17 protein-coding genes are annotated in these 20,482 nt (G+C 44.8%); all 17 read left to right on the top strand.

From position 1 onward, the window contains the following. The first annotated feature begins 26 nt into the window (after window positions 1-26). The gene (locus tag AC13DA_RS11825; RefSeq protein WP_284451924.1) at window positions 27-3,527 is read left to right on the top strand and encodes a TonB-dependent receptor; all 3,501 of its coding nucleotides are present in this window, start codon (window positions 27-29) and stop codon (window positions 3,525-3,527) included. A gap of 45 nt (window positions 3,528-3,572) precedes the next feature. Next, window positions 3,573-4,556: a hypothetical protein gene (locus tag AC13DA_RS11820; protein WP_284451923.1), complete on the top strand. Its 984-nt coding sequence runs from the start codon at window positions 3,573-3,575 to the stop codon at window positions 4,554-4,556. 179 nt (window positions 4,557-4,735) lie between these two features. Beyond that, window positions 4,736-5,725, top strand: a complete 990-nt coding sequence (locus AC13DA_RS11815) for a hypothetical protein (RefSeq protein ID WP_284451922.1) — start codon at window positions 4,736-4,738, stop codon at window positions 5,723-5,725. Between the two features lie 83 nt (window positions 5,726-5,808). Continuing rightward, entirely contained in the window at window positions 5,809-8,139 is a 2,331-nt protein-coding gene (locus AC13DA_RS11810; RefSeq protein ID WP_284451921.1) for a calcium-binding protein, read from the top strand. A gap of 74 nt (window positions 8,140-8,213) precedes the next feature. After that, entirely contained in the window at window positions 8,214-8,663 is a 450-nt protein-coding gene (gspG, locus tag AC13DA_RS11805) for a type II secretion system major pseudopilin GspG (RefSeq protein WP_284451920.1), read from the top strand. A gap of 12 nt (window positions 8,664-8,675) precedes the next feature. After that, window positions 8,676-9,872: a type II secretion system F family protein gene (locus AC13DA_RS11800; protein ID WP_284451919.1), complete on the top strand. Its 1,197-nt coding sequence runs from the start codon at window positions 8,676-8,678 to the stop codon at window positions 9,870-9,872. Continuing rightward, a complete protein-coding gene (locus AC13DA_RS11795; RefSeq protein ID WP_284451918.1) occupies window positions 9,869-11,587 on the top strand; it encodes a GspE/PulE family protein in 1,719 nt (572 codons plus the stop codon). Before AC13DA_RS11800 ends, AC13DA_RS11795 begins: the two co-directional genes overlap by 4 nt. Further along, window positions 11,568-12,443 carry a hypothetical protein gene (locus tag AC13DA_RS11790; protein WP_284451917.1) on the top strand — a complete coding sequence of 292 codons (876 nt, stop codon included), beginning with the start codon at window positions 11,568-11,570 and terminating at the stop codon, window positions 12,441-12,443. The genes AC13DA_RS11795 and AC13DA_RS11790 overlap by 20 nt, the downstream gene beginning before the upstream one ends. Further along, window positions 12,440-12,961, top strand: a complete 522-nt coding sequence (locus tag AC13DA_RS11785; protein ID WP_284451916.1) for a hypothetical protein — start codon at window positions 12,440-12,442, stop codon at window positions 12,959-12,961. The genes AC13DA_RS11790 and AC13DA_RS11785 overlap by 4 nt, the downstream gene beginning before the upstream one ends. Further along, a complete protein-coding gene (locus AC13DA_RS11780) occupies window positions 12,961-13,518 on the top strand; it encodes a hypothetical protein (protein ID WP_284451915.1) in 558 nt (185 codons plus the stop codon). The genes AC13DA_RS11785 and AC13DA_RS11780 overlap by 1 nt, the downstream gene beginning before the upstream one ends. Beyond that, window positions 13,518-14,060, top strand: a complete 543-nt coding sequence (locus tag AC13DA_RS11775; RefSeq protein WP_284451914.1) for a hypothetical protein — start codon at window positions 13,518-13,520, stop codon at window positions 14,058-14,060. The genes AC13DA_RS11780 and AC13DA_RS11775 overlap by 1 nt, the downstream gene beginning before the upstream one ends. An 86-nt stretch (window positions 14,061-14,146) precedes the next feature. After that, window positions 14,147-16,024: a type II and III secretion system protein gene (locus AC13DA_RS11770; protein WP_284451913.1), complete on the top strand. Its 1,878-nt coding sequence runs from the start codon at window positions 14,147-14,149 to the stop codon at window positions 16,022-16,024. Between the two features lie 5 nt (window positions 16,025-16,029). Continuing rightward, window positions 16,030-16,512, top strand: coding sequence for a type II secretion system protein (locus tag AC13DA_RS11765; RefSeq protein ID WP_284451912.1), 483 nt, complete (start codon window positions 16,030-16,032; stop codon window positions 16,510-16,512). Beyond that, window positions 16,512-16,889 carry a type II secretion system protein gene (locus AC13DA_RS11760; RefSeq protein WP_284451911.1) on the top strand — a complete coding sequence of 126 codons (378 nt, stop codon included), beginning with the start codon at window positions 16,512-16,514 and terminating at the stop codon, window positions 16,887-16,889. Before AC13DA_RS11765 ends, AC13DA_RS11760 begins: the two co-directional genes overlap by 1 nt. Continuing rightward, window positions 16,876-17,346, top strand: a complete 471-nt coding sequence (locus AC13DA_RS11755; RefSeq protein ID WP_284451910.1) for a type II secretion system protein — start codon at window positions 16,876-16,878, stop codon at window positions 17,344-17,346. The genes AC13DA_RS11760 and AC13DA_RS11755 overlap by 14 nt, the downstream gene beginning before the upstream one ends. Before the next feature lie 43 nt (window positions 17,347-17,389). Next, on the top strand, window positions 17,390-19,120 hold the full coding sequence (locus AC13DA_RS11750; RefSeq protein ID WP_284451909.1) for a type I secretion system permease/ATPase: 1,731 nt from the start codon (window positions 17,390-17,392) through the stop codon (window positions 19,118-19,120). 14 nt (window positions 19,121-19,134) lie between these two features. After that, window positions 19,135-20,478 carry an HlyD family type I secretion periplasmic adaptor subunit gene (locus AC13DA_RS11745; protein WP_284451908.1) on the top strand — a complete coding sequence of 448 codons (1,344 nt, stop codon included), beginning with the start codon at window positions 19,135-19,137 and terminating at the stop codon, window positions 20,476-20,478. Window positions 20,479-20,482: the final 4 nt, after the last annotated feature.

Here is a 20,482-nt window from a genome sequence, read left to right as displayed (position 1 = left end):
TAATAATTATTAGTCGGAGAGAAATATTGGAACTGCAAGCAAAGGGCCAAGTGTGCCTTAAGAAAAAACTATGTCGTTGTTTATCCATCGCCACGATGAGCATGGTAGCTACCATGTCAATCAATCATCTTGCCCTGGCTGAAGATAACAAGGCTGAACAGGTCAAACGTTTTGACATTCCTGCTGGCCCTTTGGGCAAAGCCATCTCAAATTACGCAGCCGAAAATGGTGTGAGATTAACCTTTGACCCTGCTTTGGCAGAAGGAAAAGAAACCCAAGGTCTTCATGGTGAATATTCTGTTGAAGAAGGGTTCCAGAAATTATTAAACGACAGTGGCCTCGAAGCTATTGATGATACTGATGGTGGCTATTTTTTGGTGCCAGGCCAAGAAGAATTACCTGCTCTTGGTGATGACCGTCTAATTCTGGACACCGTTAAAGTCAGAGCACAACGTTTTTATGAAGTCGGACCGCTGCCAGGTCTTGGGCTTACCAAAGACGAAATTCCAGGCAACGTACAAAGCTTAACAGCAGAAGATATCAAAGAGGCCCACGCCTTAAGCATGACTGATTTGTTTAATCAGAAGCTTCAAGGTGTCACAGTTAATGATTACCAAGGTAATCCGTTCCAGATGGATATCCAATATCGTGGCTTCACGGCGGGCCCACAAATAGGTACACCTCAAGGGTTGAGCGTTTTCTTTGATGGTATCCGTGTTAACGAACCTTTTGGTGATGTCGTCAACTGGGACATGATCCCAATGAATGCCATTTCAAGTGTGGATGTATTTCCCGGGTCAAACCCGATTTTCGGTCTGAATACTCTGGGGGGCGCATTTACTGTCAAAACTAAAGATGGTTTTAACTATACAAAAAGCGATGTTCAACTTTTAGCGGGCTCATTCGATAGAAAACAATTGCAAGTGGATAAAGGTTGGAATAACGGCACTATCGCTTTTTATGGTGCTGGTAGTTTTCATGATGAAAATGGTTGGCGTGACAACTCTCCCAGTAAAGTCAATCAAGTGTTTGGTAAAGCTAGCTATCGTGGTGACAAGATAGACATGAATCTCAGCACCTTGCTGGTAAAAACAAAATTAGTGGGTAATGGCTTAAGCCCTGTTGAAGAATACGAAGATGATAGAGAAAGCGTCTTTACCTCTCCAGACAAAACAGATAATGATTTGCAACAATTTCAACTTTCAGGTGCTTACCAAGTTAATGACACCTTCAGCGTAACTGCACAGGTCTATCGACGAAATAGTGATCGGCGTCAGATTGGGTCTGATGTGGTGACGGATTATGATCAAGAATTGCTTGCAAAACGTTTACCTACTGATGGTGAACAATATACCTGTTTATACAACAGCTCAAATGAATATAACCTACCGGATTATTATGTAGTTGCTATTGATAATTATGAGCCCGATGTCAGGGATGAGTTTACTTTTGATAATGCTGGTTCATTTTTTCTTTATGATGATCCGTACAGTTTGAGTAGAGAAGACTTTGAAGCAAAATACGCGGATAACAAGAATACCGAGCTTCCTGATGATTATGTGAAAGCACTTCGAGGGGTATTTGAACAGTTCAAGAATTTTCAAGAGGCGACTACATACGATAGGGCCGGCGAGAAGTATTTTCCTCCAACAGGGTCGGCAAGTTCAGATTATTATGGTCAGGTTTCCTATGACGCTTTGCAGTCAGTTTATGATTTAAAGCGGGCAAGTAGTGAGCCTTCTGGAGTTGTTCATTCAGATCTAAACTTTTTCTTTACTAAAGATGAGAATGGGGTAATTTCAAAAAATTACCTTATGTTTTTGCCAGCGCTGAATGAAGATGTATGTAGTCAAACGCGGGCAACTGCTAATAACTATGAGATTACGGATCCTGATACGGGTAATCCTGTTTATATAGATGGTGCGGGTTTAAATGCATCGGGCTATGTCGAAGGGACGCCCACAGCCATTATCACCGATAACCAAATCACACAAAATACGGATGGTGCTTCCATTCAATTTAACTGGAACCTGGATAAACACAAGTTTATGGTGGGGTTGTCAATTGATGATGCCAGTGCGGAGTATCGTAATAGTCAGAGACTTGGTTTTTTTACGATAAATCGTGAAGCCTATCTAGATCCTGATAATGCACATCCACAGTTCCTTGCAGCCTTTGACCCACTTGAAAATAATAATTTTAGTGGAACAAATACAACTAAAAGTATTTACTTTAGTGAGACTTGGAGTCCTGTGGAAACATGGAATTTCAATTTTTCAGGGCGCTATAACGACACCAAAACAAAAAATAAAATAGCTACACGATATGGTCGTTATGGTGCTAATTACTCAGTCACGGATCTAATAGGGTATCCCGATTACTATAATGTATGTCCGGATGGCGATTGTACTGGTGTTGATACCAATTTTAAACGCTACAATTTGGATAGCACTGTAGAAAAACCTGAAACGGAAGAGTTTAGCTATTACTCGTTTAATCCCTCAATCGGTGCCACCTGGCAAGCAAAAGAAACGTTAAATGTCTATGCAAATTGGTCACAGGGTACGAGAGTACCGAGTGTTATCGAATTAGGTTGTGCGGCAGATCATACGCCAACAGGTAAATATTATTCAGATGGTCAAGGTGGGACATACGAAATACCCAAAAGCGTATTGGAAAAACGAACCTGTTACCTACCTAATACACTGTCTGGCGACCCGTATTTACCTCAGATAAAAGCTACATCCTATGATATCGGTGTCAGAGGTATTATCGGTGAAAATCTTCAATGGAATTTAGGTGCCTATCAAACAGATTTGAAAGACGATATCTATTTTGTAGCTATTGGTGGTGGCTCCGGTTTTTATGACACGATTGGTAATACACGTCGTCGTGGTATCGAAGCGGGACTTTCTGGTCAGAAAGGCAAATGGGGTTTTAGTGTTAACTATGCCCTAACAGAAGCGACTTTTGAAGATCCCTTCGTGATGATTAGTGATGATAATGGTTCAGCTGTTTTTGACAAAACGATAGGAGCTCAAGTCATCACTGTTGATAAAGGTGACACCATGCCAGGTGTTTCACGACATAACCTTAATGCCACTGTAACTTATGAAGTAACACCAAAATGGCAAGTCGGCTTCACTACCGTGATGCACTCAGGTAGTTATGTACGTGGTAACGAAAATAATGAGCATGAAATAGGTCAAGTACAGACCAGAAATGATGGTGTAAAGCGAAAACCTATGACTAATAAAGGTGAGTTGCCTGGCTACGCTACATTTAACTTTCAAACCAGCTATAAGTTCACACCCACTATGACGGCGAGCCTGCTGATTAATAATATTTTTGATAAAGAATATTACTCAGCAGGACGTTTGGGGCGTAATCCATTCTCACCCAGTGTGAATGGTGCAATTGGTCCAGATGGGTATAACCACAATTCCAATGATTGGCTGAGTACTAACTTTATTGCTCCCGGTGCCCCCAGAGCCGCGTGGTTAAGCTTTAACTGGCAGTTTGATTAGGTAAATTGGAATACTTTTTTGTAGATAACTTGTAAGGAAACAGTTATGAAACACAGCACGTTAAAACTCACCATGCTTACAGCATTAGGACTGACTGCAACGCAGGCAAGCGCTTTAGGTTTGATTGCTTTGCCGGATACTGGCTTTAGTAGTTCGGCATATACAAGTTGTTATAACGATGGCAGGGTTGTACCGCCCATTACAGCGGATGATGTGAAAGGGAATTTTGGTTCGTATCCAATTGCATCAGTTAACCAGCCTTCGACGACGAAGAATAACACTTGTTATGTTGCACCACCATCGAGTGAAGCGAGTTCACCAGTTTCAGGTTATTACCTAATAGCTGCTAGAGCAACTGATATTCCATCTAATACCGGCGGTAGTGGAATGATTGGCACAATCGTAGATCGTGTCTGGCGAAATTCAGCTAAAACAATGTGTATTTTTGGTACTAGAGTGACGATGGTTAATGCTGATCATACTAATGGCAGCTCCATATACAAGTACTTTGAAGTAAATGATATTGCAAGAGGTGGCTTTGCTGAGTCTGGAACAGTAAATGTTGGCTATACCATTTTTAGTACAACCGGCCATACTTTACCTGTCTATCGAGTGGGACGAACTTTTACCTCTGTTCAGCATCGTCCATATGGCTATATCTTTTTAGCAGATAAAGAAATCAATGGTATTAATTATCTAGATTTGCCAACTAAAAATAGTGTCACGGCAGCTATTACTGGTGAAACCAGTACAACCCCTCCCTATAGTACTTCATTGGCTAAACAAGATGGAGTAGTGAACAGTAACTGGGTTGATTTCACACTAAGGGCAACATATGCAGATCATGATAGTGGCGATACATTTGCACTGTCATCTTTTTTATATATTGAGGCACCTTGTGATTCAAGTTCACCCAGCACATGGGTGAAGTCGGGGGCTATTCGATTACGTCAAACAGGGCAAGAAGTTACCTCACTGAAAGAAATTGCTGTTGATGGTTACGCTCCACCAGGTGCGACATTGCCGTAATTGCAAGAGTCACTATTAGAAAATTTAAAGTAGATACATGGATAGAGGCAGACATTTGTGACTGCCAGAAAGAATTCATATTCAAGCGTAGAAATTGGCAAATTTAGTGACGCTTGAAATGAAGGGGTGATACAGGCAGCCACAAATGCCTGTTTATTGTAGCTCGTAAGGAGACAGTTATGAAACACAGCACGTTAAAACTCAGCATGCTTGCAGCATTAGGATTGACTGCAACGCAGGCAAGCGCTTTAGGTTTGGTAGGTTTACCCGATACGGGGTTTAGCAGTTCAGCCTATACAAGCTGTTATAACGATGGCAGGGTTGTACCTCCAAGCACCGCTGATGATGTAAAAGGAAATTTTGGTTCATATCCGATTGCAACAGCAAATCAGCCTTCTTCAACAAGCAATAACACTTGTTATGTATCGCCACCATCAAGTGAAGCAGCATCACCTGTAGCAGGATATTTGCCCGCAGGGGTTCGTACTACCACTATTCCTGCTACTACAGGTGGCAGTGGAAATATTGGCACAATCGTAGATCGGGTTTGGCGAAATGCAGCTAAAACGATGTGCATTTTTGGAACTCGTGTAACCATGATTAATGCTGATCATGATAGTGACACTAGTGGCACACAGTATTTTGAAATTAATGATATTGCCCGTGGCGGTTTTGCTGATTCAGGAACAGTGAATGTTGGCTATACCATTTTTAGTGCTACAGGAAATACTTCACCTGTTTATCGTGTTGGACGTACATTTACTTCGGTGCAGCATCGGGCATACAAATATGACACGTTAGCTAATAAAGAGCTCAATGGCACGAACTATCTTGATCTGCCGACCAAGAACAGTGTGACTGCGGCAATTACTGGTGAGAACACGCCTATTAATGCAACCACTGCAGCTAGTACGACTTTAGCAACGCAGGATGCTGTAGTTAATAGTAACTGGGTTGACTTTACCGCAGATACTGTTTTTGCAGATGATGATGGTTCAACGAACGCTCTTTCAGGTTTTACCTATATTGAGGCACCTTGTGACTCAAGTTCTCCAAGTACATGGGTACAAACTGGGGCGATTCGTTTACGTCAAACTGCTCAGGAAGAAACTACATTCAAAGAAATAGCGATCGATGGTTACGCTCCTCCAGGTGCGACTGTTCCATAGTTTAAATAACTGAAATAGAGGAATAGTGCGGTGTGCATGCACACCGCACTATTCATAAACGGATATTAGGAAGGAATACAACGATGGCTATAAAAATATTTGATGCAACTGAAACGGATTATGTCGGCACCATTGATGATGACTTTGTTGTCGGTAATGATTTAGATAATTTCATTGAAGGTAATGACGGTGACGATTTCATCTATGCCACAGGTGGAAATGACATTGTGCTTGGTGGCGCTGGTGATGACATTATTGTTGGTGGCGCTGGTGAAGATACACTCCTAGGTGAAGATGGTGACGATATCATTTTAGGTGGTGATGGCGCAGACACTATTGACACTGGTAATGGTGATAATGTCGCCTTTGGTGGTGCTGGCGACGACGGTCTTTTTGGTGGCGATGGCGATGATCTATTGGTCGGTGGCACTGGAAATGACACGATCATCGGTGGTGCTGGCGATGACATCATGCATGGCGGTGAAGGTAATGATTATGTTGAAGGCGGAGATAGCACCGCTGGTGACGAAACCGTTGACGGTAACGTTTACTTTGCAACATCAGATGACCTCTTATTAGGCGGTGCAGGAAATGATACTTTCGTTCTCTCCGATGCCGACGACTATATGGACGACGATGACGAAGAAGAGGAAGACGACGAAGAAGAAGTCGTTGAGGATGATGAAGAATTAGAAGACGACGATGACGATGATGAAGAAGCACCATCGGTAAGCATCGCAGGTTCTACATCAGCACTTGATAATGATGGTAACGCTGCCAGATACACTGATGTCACAGAAGCTGAAGAAGATAACGAAGAAGCTGGTTTTATTGTTTACGACAATGTGACTGGTCAATTCGTCGCATTAGATAGCCTGGAGATTGCAGAGCAGACTGAAACGGATGTGCGTCTGAATATTGTGACTCGTCCTGGTTCATCTGAAATCAATACTGCTGCCACTACGATTGCGGGGTATAACGCAGCTGATACGATGGAATTCACAGAAAGCGGTGACTTCTCAGAGTCAATTGGTTTTAGTGGGATTGAACGCATTGAGTTAAGTGATGGTGTCAATATCACCCTGTCTTCTGAGCAACTGGAAGAAAATGGTGAATCACTTAGCTTAGGTGAATTAAATCCTGGTACACATATCTTTGGTACAGCAGGTGGTGAGTCTGAATCTGTCACTATCAAACTCGAATATGAGGAAGAAGAGTTTGAGCCTGAAGACGATATTGTCGGTGCTGAGGAAGTCGAATATGACTATGCAGGCTTTTCTGCAGATGAATATTCTGTGGCTAATATGTTCCACAACGTCGACATCATCTACGATGCTAGCGAAGGTGAAGAAGGTAGCTTTACCCGTGTAGATGGTGGTAACGAAACAGCCGGTGCTTCTGAAACTGTCTACGGTAGTGAAGGTGTGGATTACGGCACCATGCATTCTGGTGACGACACCTACTATGGCGGTGGCGGCAATGATGTCTTAGCTGGTCAAAGTGGTGCCGATAGCCTCTACGGTGAAGAAGGTGATGATATCTTCCTTGTTGGTGGTTTCGGTTCTGGTAACTCAGGCACAACCTCTGCGGCTGATGATGGTAATCAGGAATGGATTGCAACAGGTGCTGAACACGATCTGATCGTGGGCGGTGATGGTGTCGATACATTACGTATTACCACGGGTGTCGGTGCAGATACAAAAGCTAACGGTACTATCGTTTTAAATGACGCTAATTTCCAAGGAATGGAAGTCGTTCAAGTGGGTGGCACAGTAGACCAATTAAATGTGGAAAATGATGCATTGCAAATGTTGAATGACCACTACTATTTTGCTGCCAACGGTACTGTCGATGACTTAGACAATAGCCTGGGTAACAATGGCGGTACCATCGATAATGTCGTTGTTGATGCTTCTGGTGTAACTGCAAATGGTCTGCGTTTTGAAGGTAATGGTAATGACAATACCTTTATCGGTACAACGCAGGATGATGTTTTCGTCGGTAACGGTGGTAACGATACGCTGACTGGTGGTGATGGCGCGGATACTTTCGTGTTTGGTCAGGTCCATGAGCAAGTCGTGACTGGCGATGACGATGAAGTTCAAACCTATGTAGATACTGCATTTAATTTGACTGGCATCGATACCATTACTGATTTCTTGAGTGGGGTAGATAAAATCGCACTCAATATCGATCAGTTTACGTCTCTAACAGCAGGTAGTTTCACTGCTGATAATCTTGTTTGTAGTGTAGGTGCAGCTGCTGGTGATGCGAATGACTTCTTGTTATTCGACACATCAACGGGTGCATTGAGCTATGACGCGGATGGCAGTGGCTCTGGTGCTGCTGTGCAATTTGCTACTTTGACAGGTGTGACTTCATTAAGCGCATCTGACATTGAAGTGTTTGCATAAAAGTGAATGGAGAGGGTGTACCCATTGGGTACATCCTCTTTTTTTCTTACTGGTCACCCGTTGAGATTATTGTTATGCCAGACGTTGTTATTTATTTAAAACAGAAACACCATCAAGCCGGATTTACCTTGTTAGAACTCTTGGTGGTGATGGTCATTATCGGTTTGTTAGCCGGTTATGTTGGACCAAAGTATTTTGCTCAAATTGGTAAGTCCGAAGTGAAAACGGCCCGTGCGCAGATTGAAGCATTAGGTAAAGCCTTGGATCAATACCGTTTGGATGTAGGCCATTATCCAACAACAGAACAGGGACTGGCTGCACTCAATACACCCCCGAATAATGAACGTAAATGGCAAGGGCCATACCTTAAAAAAGACGTACCAAACGATCCTTGGGATAACCCGTATTTTTATCAGATGCCGGGTACACATAGTCAGTATGCAGACTATGACTTGTGGTCATTAGGCAGCGATGGTGCCAGCGGTGGTAAAGACACGGCGGCAGACATTGTGAGCTGGCGTTAGGTATCTGACTTTATGATTTTTACGATGAAAGTCATCCATGATGGTGCTGTCAGGCTGATAGAGATAGAAGCCGGTAATGCCAATCAGGCACGTTATCTGGCAGAAAGACAGGGCCATCACGTACTTTCTATCAATCAACAAAAAAGTGGGGCATTGTCTTTGGGTTTGCCTCAATTAAAAAAAACTAAATTCAATGTGATGCTGTTCAGCCAGGAATTACTGGCATTGCTTGAGTCCGGACTCAGTCTGGTTGAGGCCATTGAAGCCTTAGCTGAGAAAGAAACTCATGCCGAGTCAAAAGCGGTATTGAACCAAATCAAAGCCGCCTTATTTGATGGACAACCGTTATCTGCAGCTCTGGAAAAAGTACCAGAGGTGTTTACTCCTTTATATATAGCCCTGATTCGTTCCAGTGAACGTACGGGGGATATGACAACGGCATTAAGTCGACATGTGGCGTATCAGTCCCAAGTCGATGCAATGAAAAAGAAAATTGTCTCTGCTGCTATTTATCCGGTGTTATTACTGGTGGTCGGCGGTTTGGTGGTGTTGTTTTTACTGGGGTATGTCGTACCCAAATTCAGTGTGATTTATGAAAGCACCAATGCGGATCTGCCTTGGTTATCACAGTTATTATTGAGCTGGGGCCAGTTGTTACACAGCCATGGACGTGAAGCGTTTATGGTGTTTATCGCCAGTATTGCCGTAATGAGTTATGTGCTGACGCGGTCGTTTGTACGCCGTTTTGTTATGGCGAAAGTCTGGCAAATTCCGAAACTGGGTGAAACGCTGCGAATCTACCAGCTTGCCCGTTTTTACCGAACATTAAGTATGTTACTGCGTGGTGGTATTCCACTGATTACGGCTATGCAGATGGTCTCCTCGTTATTACAACCTTTATTACGTAGCAAATTAGCGCTGGTGGCTAATGATGTGAAAGAAGGTAAACCCTTATCTAACGCCATGGAATTACATGGCATGACCACCTCGATTTCTGTCCGTATGTTACGGGTGGGTGAGCGTACCGGACAGATGGGCGACATGATGGAACGCATTGGCGTGTTCTACGATGATGAAATTGCCCGTGCGGTTGAATGGTTTACCAAATTACTCGAACCGGCTTTGATGATCATTATTGGTCTGGTGGTGGGCTTAGTCGTGGTGCTGATGTATATGCCGATTTTTGAATTGGCAGGGAGTATTCAATGAATACGGCCTATCATGACACGCCTATTATGCAGACGGATATTCAGGTCGATGCGCTGACCGTAGAGCAGTTAAATCAAGCCACGCAACTGGCACAGCAAACTAAGCAGCCTCTACTTAAGGTGCTGGAAGAAGTCAGCGAGTTAGCTCCTGATATCTTTGTACGGGCACTGGGTTTATTGGTGCGTTATCCGGTGTTAACGATTTCTCGACTCTATCAGTTGCAGCCTGATTTTGATGTGCTGTCCTTTACGCAGGCAGAAAAGCTGGCTTGTATCGCCGTTCGGGATAAAAACAATGCTTTATATTTGGTTCATGCCAATCCTTTCGATGCCACTATTTATTCCAAATTAGATTTGCTGGTCAATGAGTCTGCCACCTGGGCCCTGGCGCATACCGAAGATTTAAACGTCTATCTCTCTCATCATGAAGCCAATATGCGCGCTTTAGGTGATGATGTATCAGAGCACCATGCTGAGCGTAATGAGGATGAGCAGGGTATAGAAGATATCTCCTTACGCTCAATCAGCGAAGATACCAGCCCGATTGTGAAGTTTGTACGTTCGACTTTATATGATGCGTTAAAAGCCGGTGCCAGTGATGTGCATCTGGAAACGGATCAAAACGGGCTTAAAGTAAAATACCGTATTGATGGTGTATTGAGTCATGTTGGTGGCATTCAGGGATTGGCTCAGGCAGAGCAAGTGATTTCCCGTGTCAAAGTCATGTCTGATCTGGATATCGCTGAGCGTCGCATCCCCCAGGATGGCCGCTTTAAAGTGATGGCATTGGGGCGAGAAATTGATTTACGTGTGTCGATTATGCCCAGTGTGTTGGGTGAAGATGCGGTTTTACGGGTTTTAGACAGACAAGCATTAAGTGAAGAAGCTCAGGGACTGAGTTTAGAAATATTGGGTTTTGCTCCCGATATTATGGCGCGGTTTCGTTTATTGGCTGAAGAACCTTACGGCATGTTGTTGGTAACAGGGCCAACTGGTAGCGGTAAAACCACCACGCTGTATGGCATTATTTCTGAGATTAATCACGGCACCGACAAAATCATCACCATTGAAGATCCCGTCGAATATCAGTTACCCGGTGTATTGCAAATCCCCGTCAATGAGAAAAAAGGACTGACTTTCGCCAAAGGTTTACGTTCTATTCTGCGTCATGATCCAGACAAAATCATGGTCGGTGAGATTCGTGATAATGAAACCGCACAAATCGCCGTGCAATCAGCGTTGACCGGTCACTTGGTGTTAACCACTGTGCACGCTAACAATGTATTTGATGTGATTGGCCGTTTCACCAATATGGGGGTGGATCCTTATAACTTTGTTTCGGCCATGAATGGCATCCTGGCACAGCGACTGGTGCGGGTGAACTGTCCACATTGCCTGACAGAGGATAAGCCAGATGCAGCATTGGTAGAAAAGTCAGGCTTAAACGCCGAGCAGATAAGCAACTTTCGTTTTAAAAAAGGACAAGGTTGTGGTCAGTGTCACGGATTAGGATTCAAAGGCCGGAAAGCGATTGCCGAATTATTGTGCTTTAACGATGAAATCCGCGAACTGATTGTTACGCGTCAACCGGTGAGAAAAATCAAAGAGGCAGCCTATGCCAATGGCACCAGAACAATGCGTGAAGCGGCATTGTTACTGGTGAAAAATGGTGAGACGACACTAGAGGAGATTAATCGTGTTACCACATTGGCTTAATGTTATGACCGATGAGCTGAATGTGTGTATTCGGCCGAATAGTCTTGTTATCAGACGCTTTAAAGGTGTCGCCGGTAAAACACGTTGTATCGATCAACAGAAAATTATGATGAAAAAGGCTGTCGACCACAGGGATGTGGAGGTAGCTTATCTTGCCAAGGTGCTTCATACCACACTCAGTCAAGCGCGTTGGCAGGCAAAAACGGCTCGCGTTGTTTTAGCCAACAGTTTTGTACGTTATGCCGTTCTGCCCTGGAATCCGGTCATTAAGACTGATGAAGAAAAGCAGGGGTATCTGCAACATCTGTTTGTCAGTCTCTATGGCGATGTGGTGAAAAGCTGGAATAAAACCATCAGTCCGTCAGGCTTCGGTCAGCCTGCTGTCGCCAGTGCGATACCGACACCACTCATTCAGACGATTGATGAAATATTCGCCTCATTAGCCATCCAACTCCTTAGCATCCAGCCGTATCTGATGTCGGTAATGAATGACGCGATTGCGGTGATCAAATCACAGCAGTTACAAAGTTTGTGTTGGCTGACAGTGATTAGTGATGGACGTTTATGTCTGGGGCTGATGTCAGAAGGTCAGTGGTTATGGCTTAAAAACGTACAGCAAGAAAGTGATGTGATCGGTCAGATTGAGCTGTTGATTCAACGTGAACGTCTGATCAATAGCGTCTTTGATAAAGCCGTGCAGCAACGATATGAACAAGTCATGTTATTACACTGGCCAGATATCTCTGTATCCAGTGCCATAAAAATCGGCAGTTACCGCATTATTCGCCTGCCATCGTCAAAGTTATTTGCCAAGGAACAGCCTGATACTCAGGTAGCGAGGTTAATTGCCTCATGAAAACGATTCATCTTAATCACCGTCTGCATACATCCGCACCCAAGCCGCTAGCATCATTTTTATTATCTGTGGCGGTGTTACTGGTGTTGTTAAGTCTGTTCTTTTTACAGCAGAGCAATGCCCGACTGGCGGAATTAAAACAGGAAAAAGCCCGCTACACCCGTACCACAGACTCTAAATCGACAGCACAGCCTTTATCGGAACGTGAACAGGCGGAACTGGATGCAGTGAATGTGGCGATTAATGAGATTGTGCGTCCGTGGTCGCAACTGTTTTTTGTATTAGAAGAATCTCGGTTGGACAGTATCAATCTGGTTTCTATTGAGCCTAATGCGAAGACAAACACTGTGCAGATCATCGCGATTACCTCTCCAGTGGATGAGATCCTGACGTATATCGACGAATTAAAAAAGCAAGCCATGGTGAGCTCAGTAAGCTTGTTATCGACTGAATCAGTTCGTCTCGATGGCAAAGAGGCCACACAGTTTGAGTTATTAGTGACGTGGGTAGAGCACTGATGCAAAAAGTCATGATGGAACATTACGGACAATGGCTGCTTTACCAGCTTAGGCAGTGGGGTTGGCAAGGCAATCTGGCAGTAGGGTTATTGCTGGTCAGTATCGTGATTTCAATAATGATTCAGGCTAATAATGAGCAGGCAGAAAAACTGCGATTAACGATTGATGATTTGGCTCAACATACTCCTGTCGATATTCAACCTGAACCACGATCCACTCAGATCACACAACGTTTTTATCAGGCCTTGCCTGAGCAAACACAGGCCAATAAAAACATCGCTGATGTATTAACGGTGATTGAACAGCATGGCTTAAAACTGAACCGTTCTGATTACTCAACACGCGAAGTCCCGCAATCGAGCATGGTGCTTTATCACATCAAATTTCCTCTGGAAGGTGCCTATCCAGCGATTAGAAATGTGGTGACGGAAATCATGAACCGTCAGCAAAGCATGGCGCTAAGCCATATTAATTTTAAACGTGACAATATGCGTAGCGAGCAGGTGAAAGCCAATATCGAGTTTGTGCTCTACACCAAAGCGGATGGTAAACACTGATGCAGAAGCTGAAAGACAATTTGGTGTGGGTGGGTTTAGCACTGACATTGCTTTTGGTGGTGTTTGTTGAACTGCATGATGAGCCAGATAACGATATGACCGAAGTCGTTGTGGTAGCACCTGATCATGTACAAACACAAAGCGAACAGACACAACAGATTCAGAAACAAGCCGTTCAGACGCAAGAGACATTTGTTGTTGCCCAGGCGGATAACAACAGCCGTTTTACCTTACGAAAAAAAATCATTGATGTGCCGGTTGATTTATTTGCATTGCCTCAGGCAAAGCAGGAAAGCCAGCCCATTGCCGTGGCACCGAGACCGCCGGCACCCCCTGTAAACCCATACACCTATGTAGGCAAGCTGATTGAAGATGGAGAAATGCGCGTATTTCTGACCAATGGACGTGAAAACTACGTTGTGCGGGCAGGCGATACGCTGGAAAAGGTGTGGCAGGTGAAAGCGATTCATTCAACAGAAATGATTTTACTCAACTTACCAACACAGACACAGATTCGTGTTGAAATTGGAGCAGTACTTTGAGAATAGCTAGGGATCAAAAAAGGTTACGGATAATAAGACGTTCAGCACTGCTGGTGGCTTTAGCGTGTTTGCAAAGCTGTAGCAGTATGCAGGAGACGCAACAGCAGCAATACACCGATGCCGAGTTTATCGCTGCAAAACGATTGATTGCTTATGGACAGGTGGATGAAGGCATTGCCAAATTAAAACAGTTAACCACGCAATACCCGCTTAACCCGGAATATCGCAATACCTTAAAACTGCAGCAGGAGATGAAAATCGCCGGGCTGTTACAGTCCGCTCATACGGCACTGGATAACCATCAACCATTAGTGGCTGAGAAAACCTTTAATCAGGTGTTGGCACTGGCACCCGAAAATCAACGCGCCCTGAATGGATTGAAAAAAGTGGCGAGTGCCCAAAAACACGAAACCATCATACAAAGTGCCGAACAGGCATTTGCCAAACAGGACTTTGATACTGCTCGTAGCTTAGTGCGTGTGGTGCTGGCGGAAGACTCAACCAATGAAGCGGCCAGACAGTTATTTGAAAAGCTCGATGAGCAGGCCATTGAGAAAGTCACTGCGGTGCCACACATCAAATCGGCATTTAAAAAGTCTGTCAGTCTGGAATTTAACAATGCCCCTATCAAATCGGTTTTTGAGTATATCGGCAAAGCAGGGGATTTAAATTTCACCTTTGACCGTGAACTCAGCGATGCCATGCAAACCAGCATTATGCTGCGTGATACGCCTATCAAAGAAGCGATTGACACCATTCTGACGACAAATCAACTGGGTAAAAAAATCCTGAATGAAAACACCATTCTGATTTATCCATTAAGCCGTAGTCAGGAATACGAAGAGTTATATGTACGCAGCTTTTACCTGAACAATATGGATGCCAAACAAGCCCTGGCTTTGCTGCAAACGGTATTAAAAGTGGAAGATGTCTACGTTGATGAAAAGCTGAATACGCTGGTGATGCGAGACAGTCTGGAGTCGATAAAAACCGCTGAAAAACTGATTGCTTCTCAGGATCTGGTTGAACCAGAAGTGATGCTGGAAGTGGAGGTGATGGAAGTCAATCGCCGTAATCTGGAAGAGATTGGCATTCGTTATCCTACCTCGGCTGCGCTGGGTGTGCGTGGTGAAGATGATGTCGATGGGCGGCTGACATTGGCCGAGCTGAAAGAATTTAATTCCGGCATGGGGGTGTTCACGGTGACCGATCCGGTGCTGGCATTAAACCTGATGCAAAAAGACACCGATACCAATCTATTAGCCAACCCGAAAATACGAGTGAAAAACCGTGATAAAGCCAAGATCCATGTTGGCGATAAAGTGCCGGTATTAACCAGTGTGTCGAATTCAACGGGCTTTGTTTCCCAGTCGGTCAGTTACATTGAGGTGGGCATCAAACTGGAAGTGGAACCGACTATCCTGATTCAGAATCAAGTCTCGATTAAGGTCAAACTGGAAGTCAGTAATATCATTGACCAAATTACCTCCAGTAGTGGCGTGGTGGCCTATTCGATTGGTAGCCGTAATGCTGATACCACCTTGTCTTTAAAAGATGGTGAAACGCAGATTCTGGCAGGGTTATTCAAAGATGATGAGACCAATACCGACTACAAAGTACCAGGTTTATCGGGTTTGCCCTTTATTGGTCGTTTCTTCACCGATAAGAATAAAGACAGACAGAAAAACGAGATTGTCTTATTAATTACCCCACGCATTCTGCATAACATTGTGCCGGCAAACTCGGTGTATACCGCTTTCCCATCTGGGATTAACCATTCTGCGAAAAATGGGCAGGGTCAGTATGGAGGCATGCCACAGCCTCAGCCTGCGTATCAACCTGCTTACTCTTCAGCGCCACCGCCTGTGGTGCCCACAGATGACGAAAAGCAACGCGATAACGCCAAAACAGCTCAGGAGTTTGCTGATCAAATCCTGCAAAAAGATAGCTATGGAGGCATGTAATCAAGATGCCTGGAAACAGAAAACAGCAGGGTTTCACATTAATTGAGTTGTTAGTGGCGCTCACTTTATTAGCGCTGATTGTCAGCTCCGCAGCGCCTTTAGTGCAACTCAGTGCTCAACGTAATAAAGAGCAGGAACTAAAGCGGGCGCTCTGGCAAATACGCGATGCGATTGACGCCTATAAACAAGCGGTGGATGACGGACGAATTGAACTCTCTGATGACGCCTCGGGCTATCCGGAAAGCCTGCAAATGCTGGTGGATGGTGTCGAAGATGCACAAGATCCGGAACACAAAAAGATCTATTTCCTTAGACGTATTCCACGTGATCCGTTTGCCAGTGATCCCAGTTTAAGTAATGCCGAAACCTGGGGATTACGTAGTTACGAAAGTTCGTTTGAGGATAAATCTGCCGGTGATGATGTGTACGACGTGTACTCACTATCCAATGGAATGGGTATTAATCAACAGCCATACAAGGAATGGTAATGAAGACGAATAAAGGCTTTACCTTAGTGGAAATATTAGTGGTATTAACCATTATCGCCATTTTATTGAGTCTGGTGGCGCCACGTTATTTCGCCTCTATAGATCGTTCAAAAGAAAAAGTGCTACGTCATGATTTGATCGTCATGCGTAGTGCGATTGACCAATATTTTGCCGACAGAAATGCCTATCCGGACACCCTTGAGCAACTGGTTGAAGGGCGTTATTTACGTGAAGTGCCGGTAGACCCCATTACTGAACGACGTGACACATGGGTATTTACACCACCCAAAGACAGTTATTACGAAGGCGATATTGCCAATGTCTATAGCGGCTCAGAGTTGATCTCCTCGGAAGGAACCCCGTATGCCGAGTGGTAAGCAACAAGGTTTTATCTTGCTTGGCATGCTGTGTTTGCTGGTGATTGCCGGTTACGTGTTAACCCAGGCAAGTGCCCGTTGGAGTGATGTGGTTCAGCGTCAGCGGGAACAGGAATTATTAAAAGTCGGTGACACCATCCGTAAAGCCATTGGTCGTTATTACAACGCCACACCGGGCGTAGTGAAACAGTATCCGCCCAATTTGGAAGCCTTGTTATATGACGACAGGTTTCCTACACCACAACGTTATCTGAGAAAGCTTTATATCGATCCTATGACACAACGGGAAGGCTGGGGCATTGTTGTCGCCCCCAGTGGCGGGGTGATGGGCATTAATAGTCTGTCCGGTGATAAACCCTTCAAGCAGAAAAATTTTCGGCCTATCTACCAGGAGTTTGAGGATAAGGAATATTACGCTGAATGGTTTTTTGTCTACGTAGAAGACTATCGCTCATAAGAGGCAAACCCTCTGACAACACGCAACAAAAATGAAGGTGACCATGGTGAAGAAGCCGCTTAAAACTACAAAGAATGAAATCGCCGAGTCGTTGCTCGCCTTTAAATCCGTGTTTATTACGGTGGGGATTTTCAGTGCTATTTTGAATATTCTGATGCTGACGCCGTCGCTGTATATGTTGCAGGTCTATGATCGAGTGCTGACCAGTCGTAATGAGTCGACTTTATTAATGCTGACCGTGATGGTGGTGGGTGCTTATCTAGTGCTGGGCGGTCTGGAGTTTGTACGTAGTTTTGTGTTGATCCGGGTGTCTGCCAAGCTCGATATGATGCTGAATAAACGGGTGTACACCGCGGCATTTGAACAGAGTTTGAAAAGAGCCGGTGTCAATGCCGGCCAGTTTCTGCAAGACCTGACCAGTATCCGCCAGTTTATGAGCGGCAATGCCTTATTCGCCTTTTTTGATGCGCCGTGGTTTCCCATTTATCTGTTTATCATCTTTCTGTTTGATACCTCGCTGGGCTTCTTTGCCTTGTTTGGTTCATTAGCATTGATTGCCTTGGCTATTGCTAATGAACGTTTATCTAAAAAGCCTTTATCAGAAGCGAATGAAGCGTCCATCGCAGCGAATAATCTGGCGACCAATAATTTACGTAATGCAGAAGTGATTGAAGCGATGGGCATGCTGCCCAACCTGATGTCACGTTGGTACAAACTGCAATGTCGTTTTTTATTATTACAGGGCGATGCCAGTGAAAAGTCAGGCGTCATTTCTGCCATCAGCCGTTTTGTCAGATTGTCATTGCAGTCACTTATTCTCGGGCTCGGGGGGTTATTGGTGCTAGAAGATAAAATCACCCCAGGCATGATGATTGTGGCCTCGATTTTAATGGGCCGTGCACTGACTCCTGTCGAGCAACTGATGAGTGTCTGGAAAACCTGGAGCGGGGCGAAAAGTGCCTATGGTCGGATTAATGAACTACTGACGGCAAACCCTGCCCGTGAGGTGAATATGCCTTTGCCCAAACCCAAAGGTCTGGTGACGGTAGAGGCCATCACGGTAATTCCGGCGGGTGGAACAGTGCCAACACTGAGAAATGTCAGCTTTTCTATCGCCCCCGGGGATGTGCTTGGCATTATTGGTCCCAGTGGTGCAGGTAAGTCGACATTGGCACGAGCATTGGTTGGCATTGCATCCACGGCAGCGGGACATGTCCGCCTCGATTCGGCTGATATTTTTCAGTGGAATAAACATGAGCTTGGCCCATATATCGGTTACTTACCACAAAACATCGAACTGTTTGCTGGCACTGTCAGTGAAAATATTGCCCGTTTTGGTGAAGTGAATCCCAGTAAGGTGATTTCAGCAGCCCAGCAGGCGGGTGTGCACGACATGATTTTACGATTGCCAGAGGGCTATGACACCCGACTCGGCGACGATGGTGCTGGTCTTTCAGGTGGTCAAAAGCAGCGTCTGGGGCTGGCACGTGCAATTTATGACGATCCTTCCTTATTGGTGCTGGATGAACCGAATTCTAATCTGGATGAAACCGGTGAGCAGGCGCTGATTAATACGATAAAACGTCTGCAACAACGTGGAAAAACCATTGTGATGATTACCCATCGTTCTAATGCTTTAGCGGCAACCAGCAAGTTACTGCTGTTAGTCGATGGCACTGCACAACTGTTCGGTCCGACCAAAGAGGTGATGGCGACACTGGCTAATAAACAGAAAAATAAAAGTACCCCGGCAAAAGCAACATCGGCAGCATAACTATGAGCGAATCTATGAGTACAACACAGTCTGAATCTCGTCATCAACAGCCCGAGGCCGTGAGTCAAACCATCAGTACCGATATCCAAAAATACACCCGGATGGGCTGGTTAATCGTACTGGCTGGATTTGGTGGTTTTTTAGTCTGGGCTTTACTGGCACCTTTAGACAAGGGCGTCCCGTTAAATGGCAAAGTCTCTGTCGCTACCAATAAAAAGGCCGTGCAGTATCAGGATGGCGGCACGGTTGATGCCATTCTGGTCAAAGAGGGCTCGGTGGTGAAAGCCGGTGATGTCTTGGTCAGAATGAACAATGTTCAGGCGAAGGCCAATGCTGAAACCAACCGGGTGCAATATTACATCGCCAAAGCCACTGAGGCCCGATTGATTGCTGAGCGAGATGATAAGGACAAGATTGAATTTCCAGCAATGCTAGCTGAAATATCAGATAACCCAAGGGTGACGAGCTATCTGGAAACGCAAAAAGAAGTGTTTTTCTCACGCCGCAATACCTTAAAAAGTGAGTTATCGGCCATCAGTGAAAACATTAATGGCTTAATCTCACAAACCAAAGGTTTACAAGCTTCACGTAAAAATAAAGAAGAGCAACTGACCTATATTAACGAACAGCTCGAAGGCATCCGCGAGTTGGAAAAAGAAGGTTATGTGGCCCGTAATCGTCTATTGGAACTGGAGCAAACCGCGGCACAAATCAATGCCACTATTTCAGAAGATATTGGCAATATTGCCCGTGCTCAGAGTCAGGTCAGTGAACTCAAACTAAGCCGCTTACGTCGCGAGCAGGAATATAAAGAGCAAGTCAGGGAGCAGCTGTCAGAGGTACAAAGACAAGTCGATGCTTTGGGCAGTCAGTTAACCGGTCTGGACTATGACTTAGAAAAGGTGCTGGTGCGAGCACCTGCCTCTGGCATTGTGGTCGGACTCAAGGTATTCACTGAAGGGGCGGTAGTTGCTCCCGGATTTAAAATGATGGACATCGTGCCCAGCGAAGATTCCTTAGTTGTCGAAGGGCAACTGCCAGTACATTTAATTGATAAAGTGCGTGCCGGTTTGCCGGTAGAGTTAATGTTTACCGCCTTTAATCGAAACCTGACGCCGCATGTACCGGGTGAAGTCACCCAGATATCGGCTGATCGTTTGATTGATGAAATAACCGGTGAGCCCTATTACCAGTTGATTGCCAAGGTCTCGCCTGAAGGTATAGAGATGATGCCGGATCTCACTGTGAAACCGGGTATGCCGGTAGAAATGTTTGTTAAAACCGGTGAGCGAACCATGATGAATTATCTGCTCAAGCCGTTTATTGATCGTCTGAAACTGTCCATGACCGAAGAGTAGTGAA

Source organism: Methylophaga sp. F-2 (assembly GCF_056859315.1).
The sequence above is the reverse complement of the archived record's forward strand: the minus strand, read 5'-3'. Positions and strand labels throughout refer to the sequence as shown.

Excerpts from the sequence above, each read along its gene's own strand:
- AC13DA_RS11820 (WP_284451923.1), top strand. The coding sequence starts at position 3,573 with ATGAAACACAGCACGTTAAAACTCACCATGCTTACAGCATTAGGACTG.
- AC13DA_RS11815 (WP_284451922.1), top strand. The coding sequence starts at position 4,736 with ATGAAACACAGCACGTTAAAACTCAGCATGCTTGCAGCATTAGGATTG.
- AC13DA_RS11810 (WP_284451921.1), top strand. The coding sequence starts at position 5,809 with ATGGCTATAAAAATATTTGATGCAACTGAAACGGATTATGTCGGCACC.
- gspG (WP_284451920.1), top strand. The coding sequence starts at position 8,214 with ATGCCAGACGTTGTTATTTATTTAAAACAGAAACACCATCAAGCCGGA.
- AC13DA_RS11800 (WP_284451919.1), top strand. The coding sequence starts at position 8,676 with ATGATTTTTACGATGAAAGTCATCCATGATGGTGCTGTCAGGCTGATA.
- AC13DA_RS11795 (WP_284451918.1), top strand. The coding sequence starts at position 9,869 with ATGAATACGGCCTATCATGACACGCCTATTATGCAGACGGATATTCAG.
- AC13DA_RS11785 (WP_284451916.1), top strand. The coding sequence starts at position 12,440 with ATGAAAACGATTCATCTTAATCACCGTCTGCATACATCCGCACCCAAG.
- AC13DA_RS11780 (WP_284451915.1), top strand. The coding sequence starts at position 12,961 with ATGCAAAAAGTCATGATGGAACATTACGGACAATGGCTGCTTTACCAG.
- AC13DA_RS11775 (WP_284451914.1), top strand. The coding sequence starts at position 13,518 with ATGCAGAAGCTGAAAGACAATTTGGTGTGGGTGGGTTTAGCACTGACA.
- AC13DA_RS11770 (WP_284451913.1), top strand. The coding sequence starts at position 14,147 with ATGCAGGAGACGCAACAGCAGCAATACACCGATGCCGAGTTTATCGCT.
- AC13DA_RS11765 (WP_284451912.1), top strand. The coding sequence starts at position 16,030 with ATGCCTGGAAACAGAAAACAGCAGGGTTTCACATTAATTGAGTTGTTA.
- AC13DA_RS11760 (WP_284451911.1), top strand. The coding sequence starts at position 16,512 with ATGAAGACGAATAAAGGCTTTACCTTAGTGGAAATATTAGTGGTATTA.
- AC13DA_RS11755 (WP_284451910.1), top strand. The coding sequence starts at position 16,876 with ATGCCGAGTGGTAAGCAACAAGGTTTTATCTTGCTTGGCATGCTGTGT.
- AC13DA_RS11750 (WP_284451909.1), top strand. The coding sequence starts at position 17,390 with ATGGTGAAGAAGCCGCTTAAAACTACAAAGAATGAAATCGCCGAGTCG.
- AC13DA_RS11745 (WP_284451908.1), top strand. The coding sequence starts at position 19,135 with ATGAGTACAACACAGTCTGAATCTCGTCATCAACAGCCCGAGGCCGTG.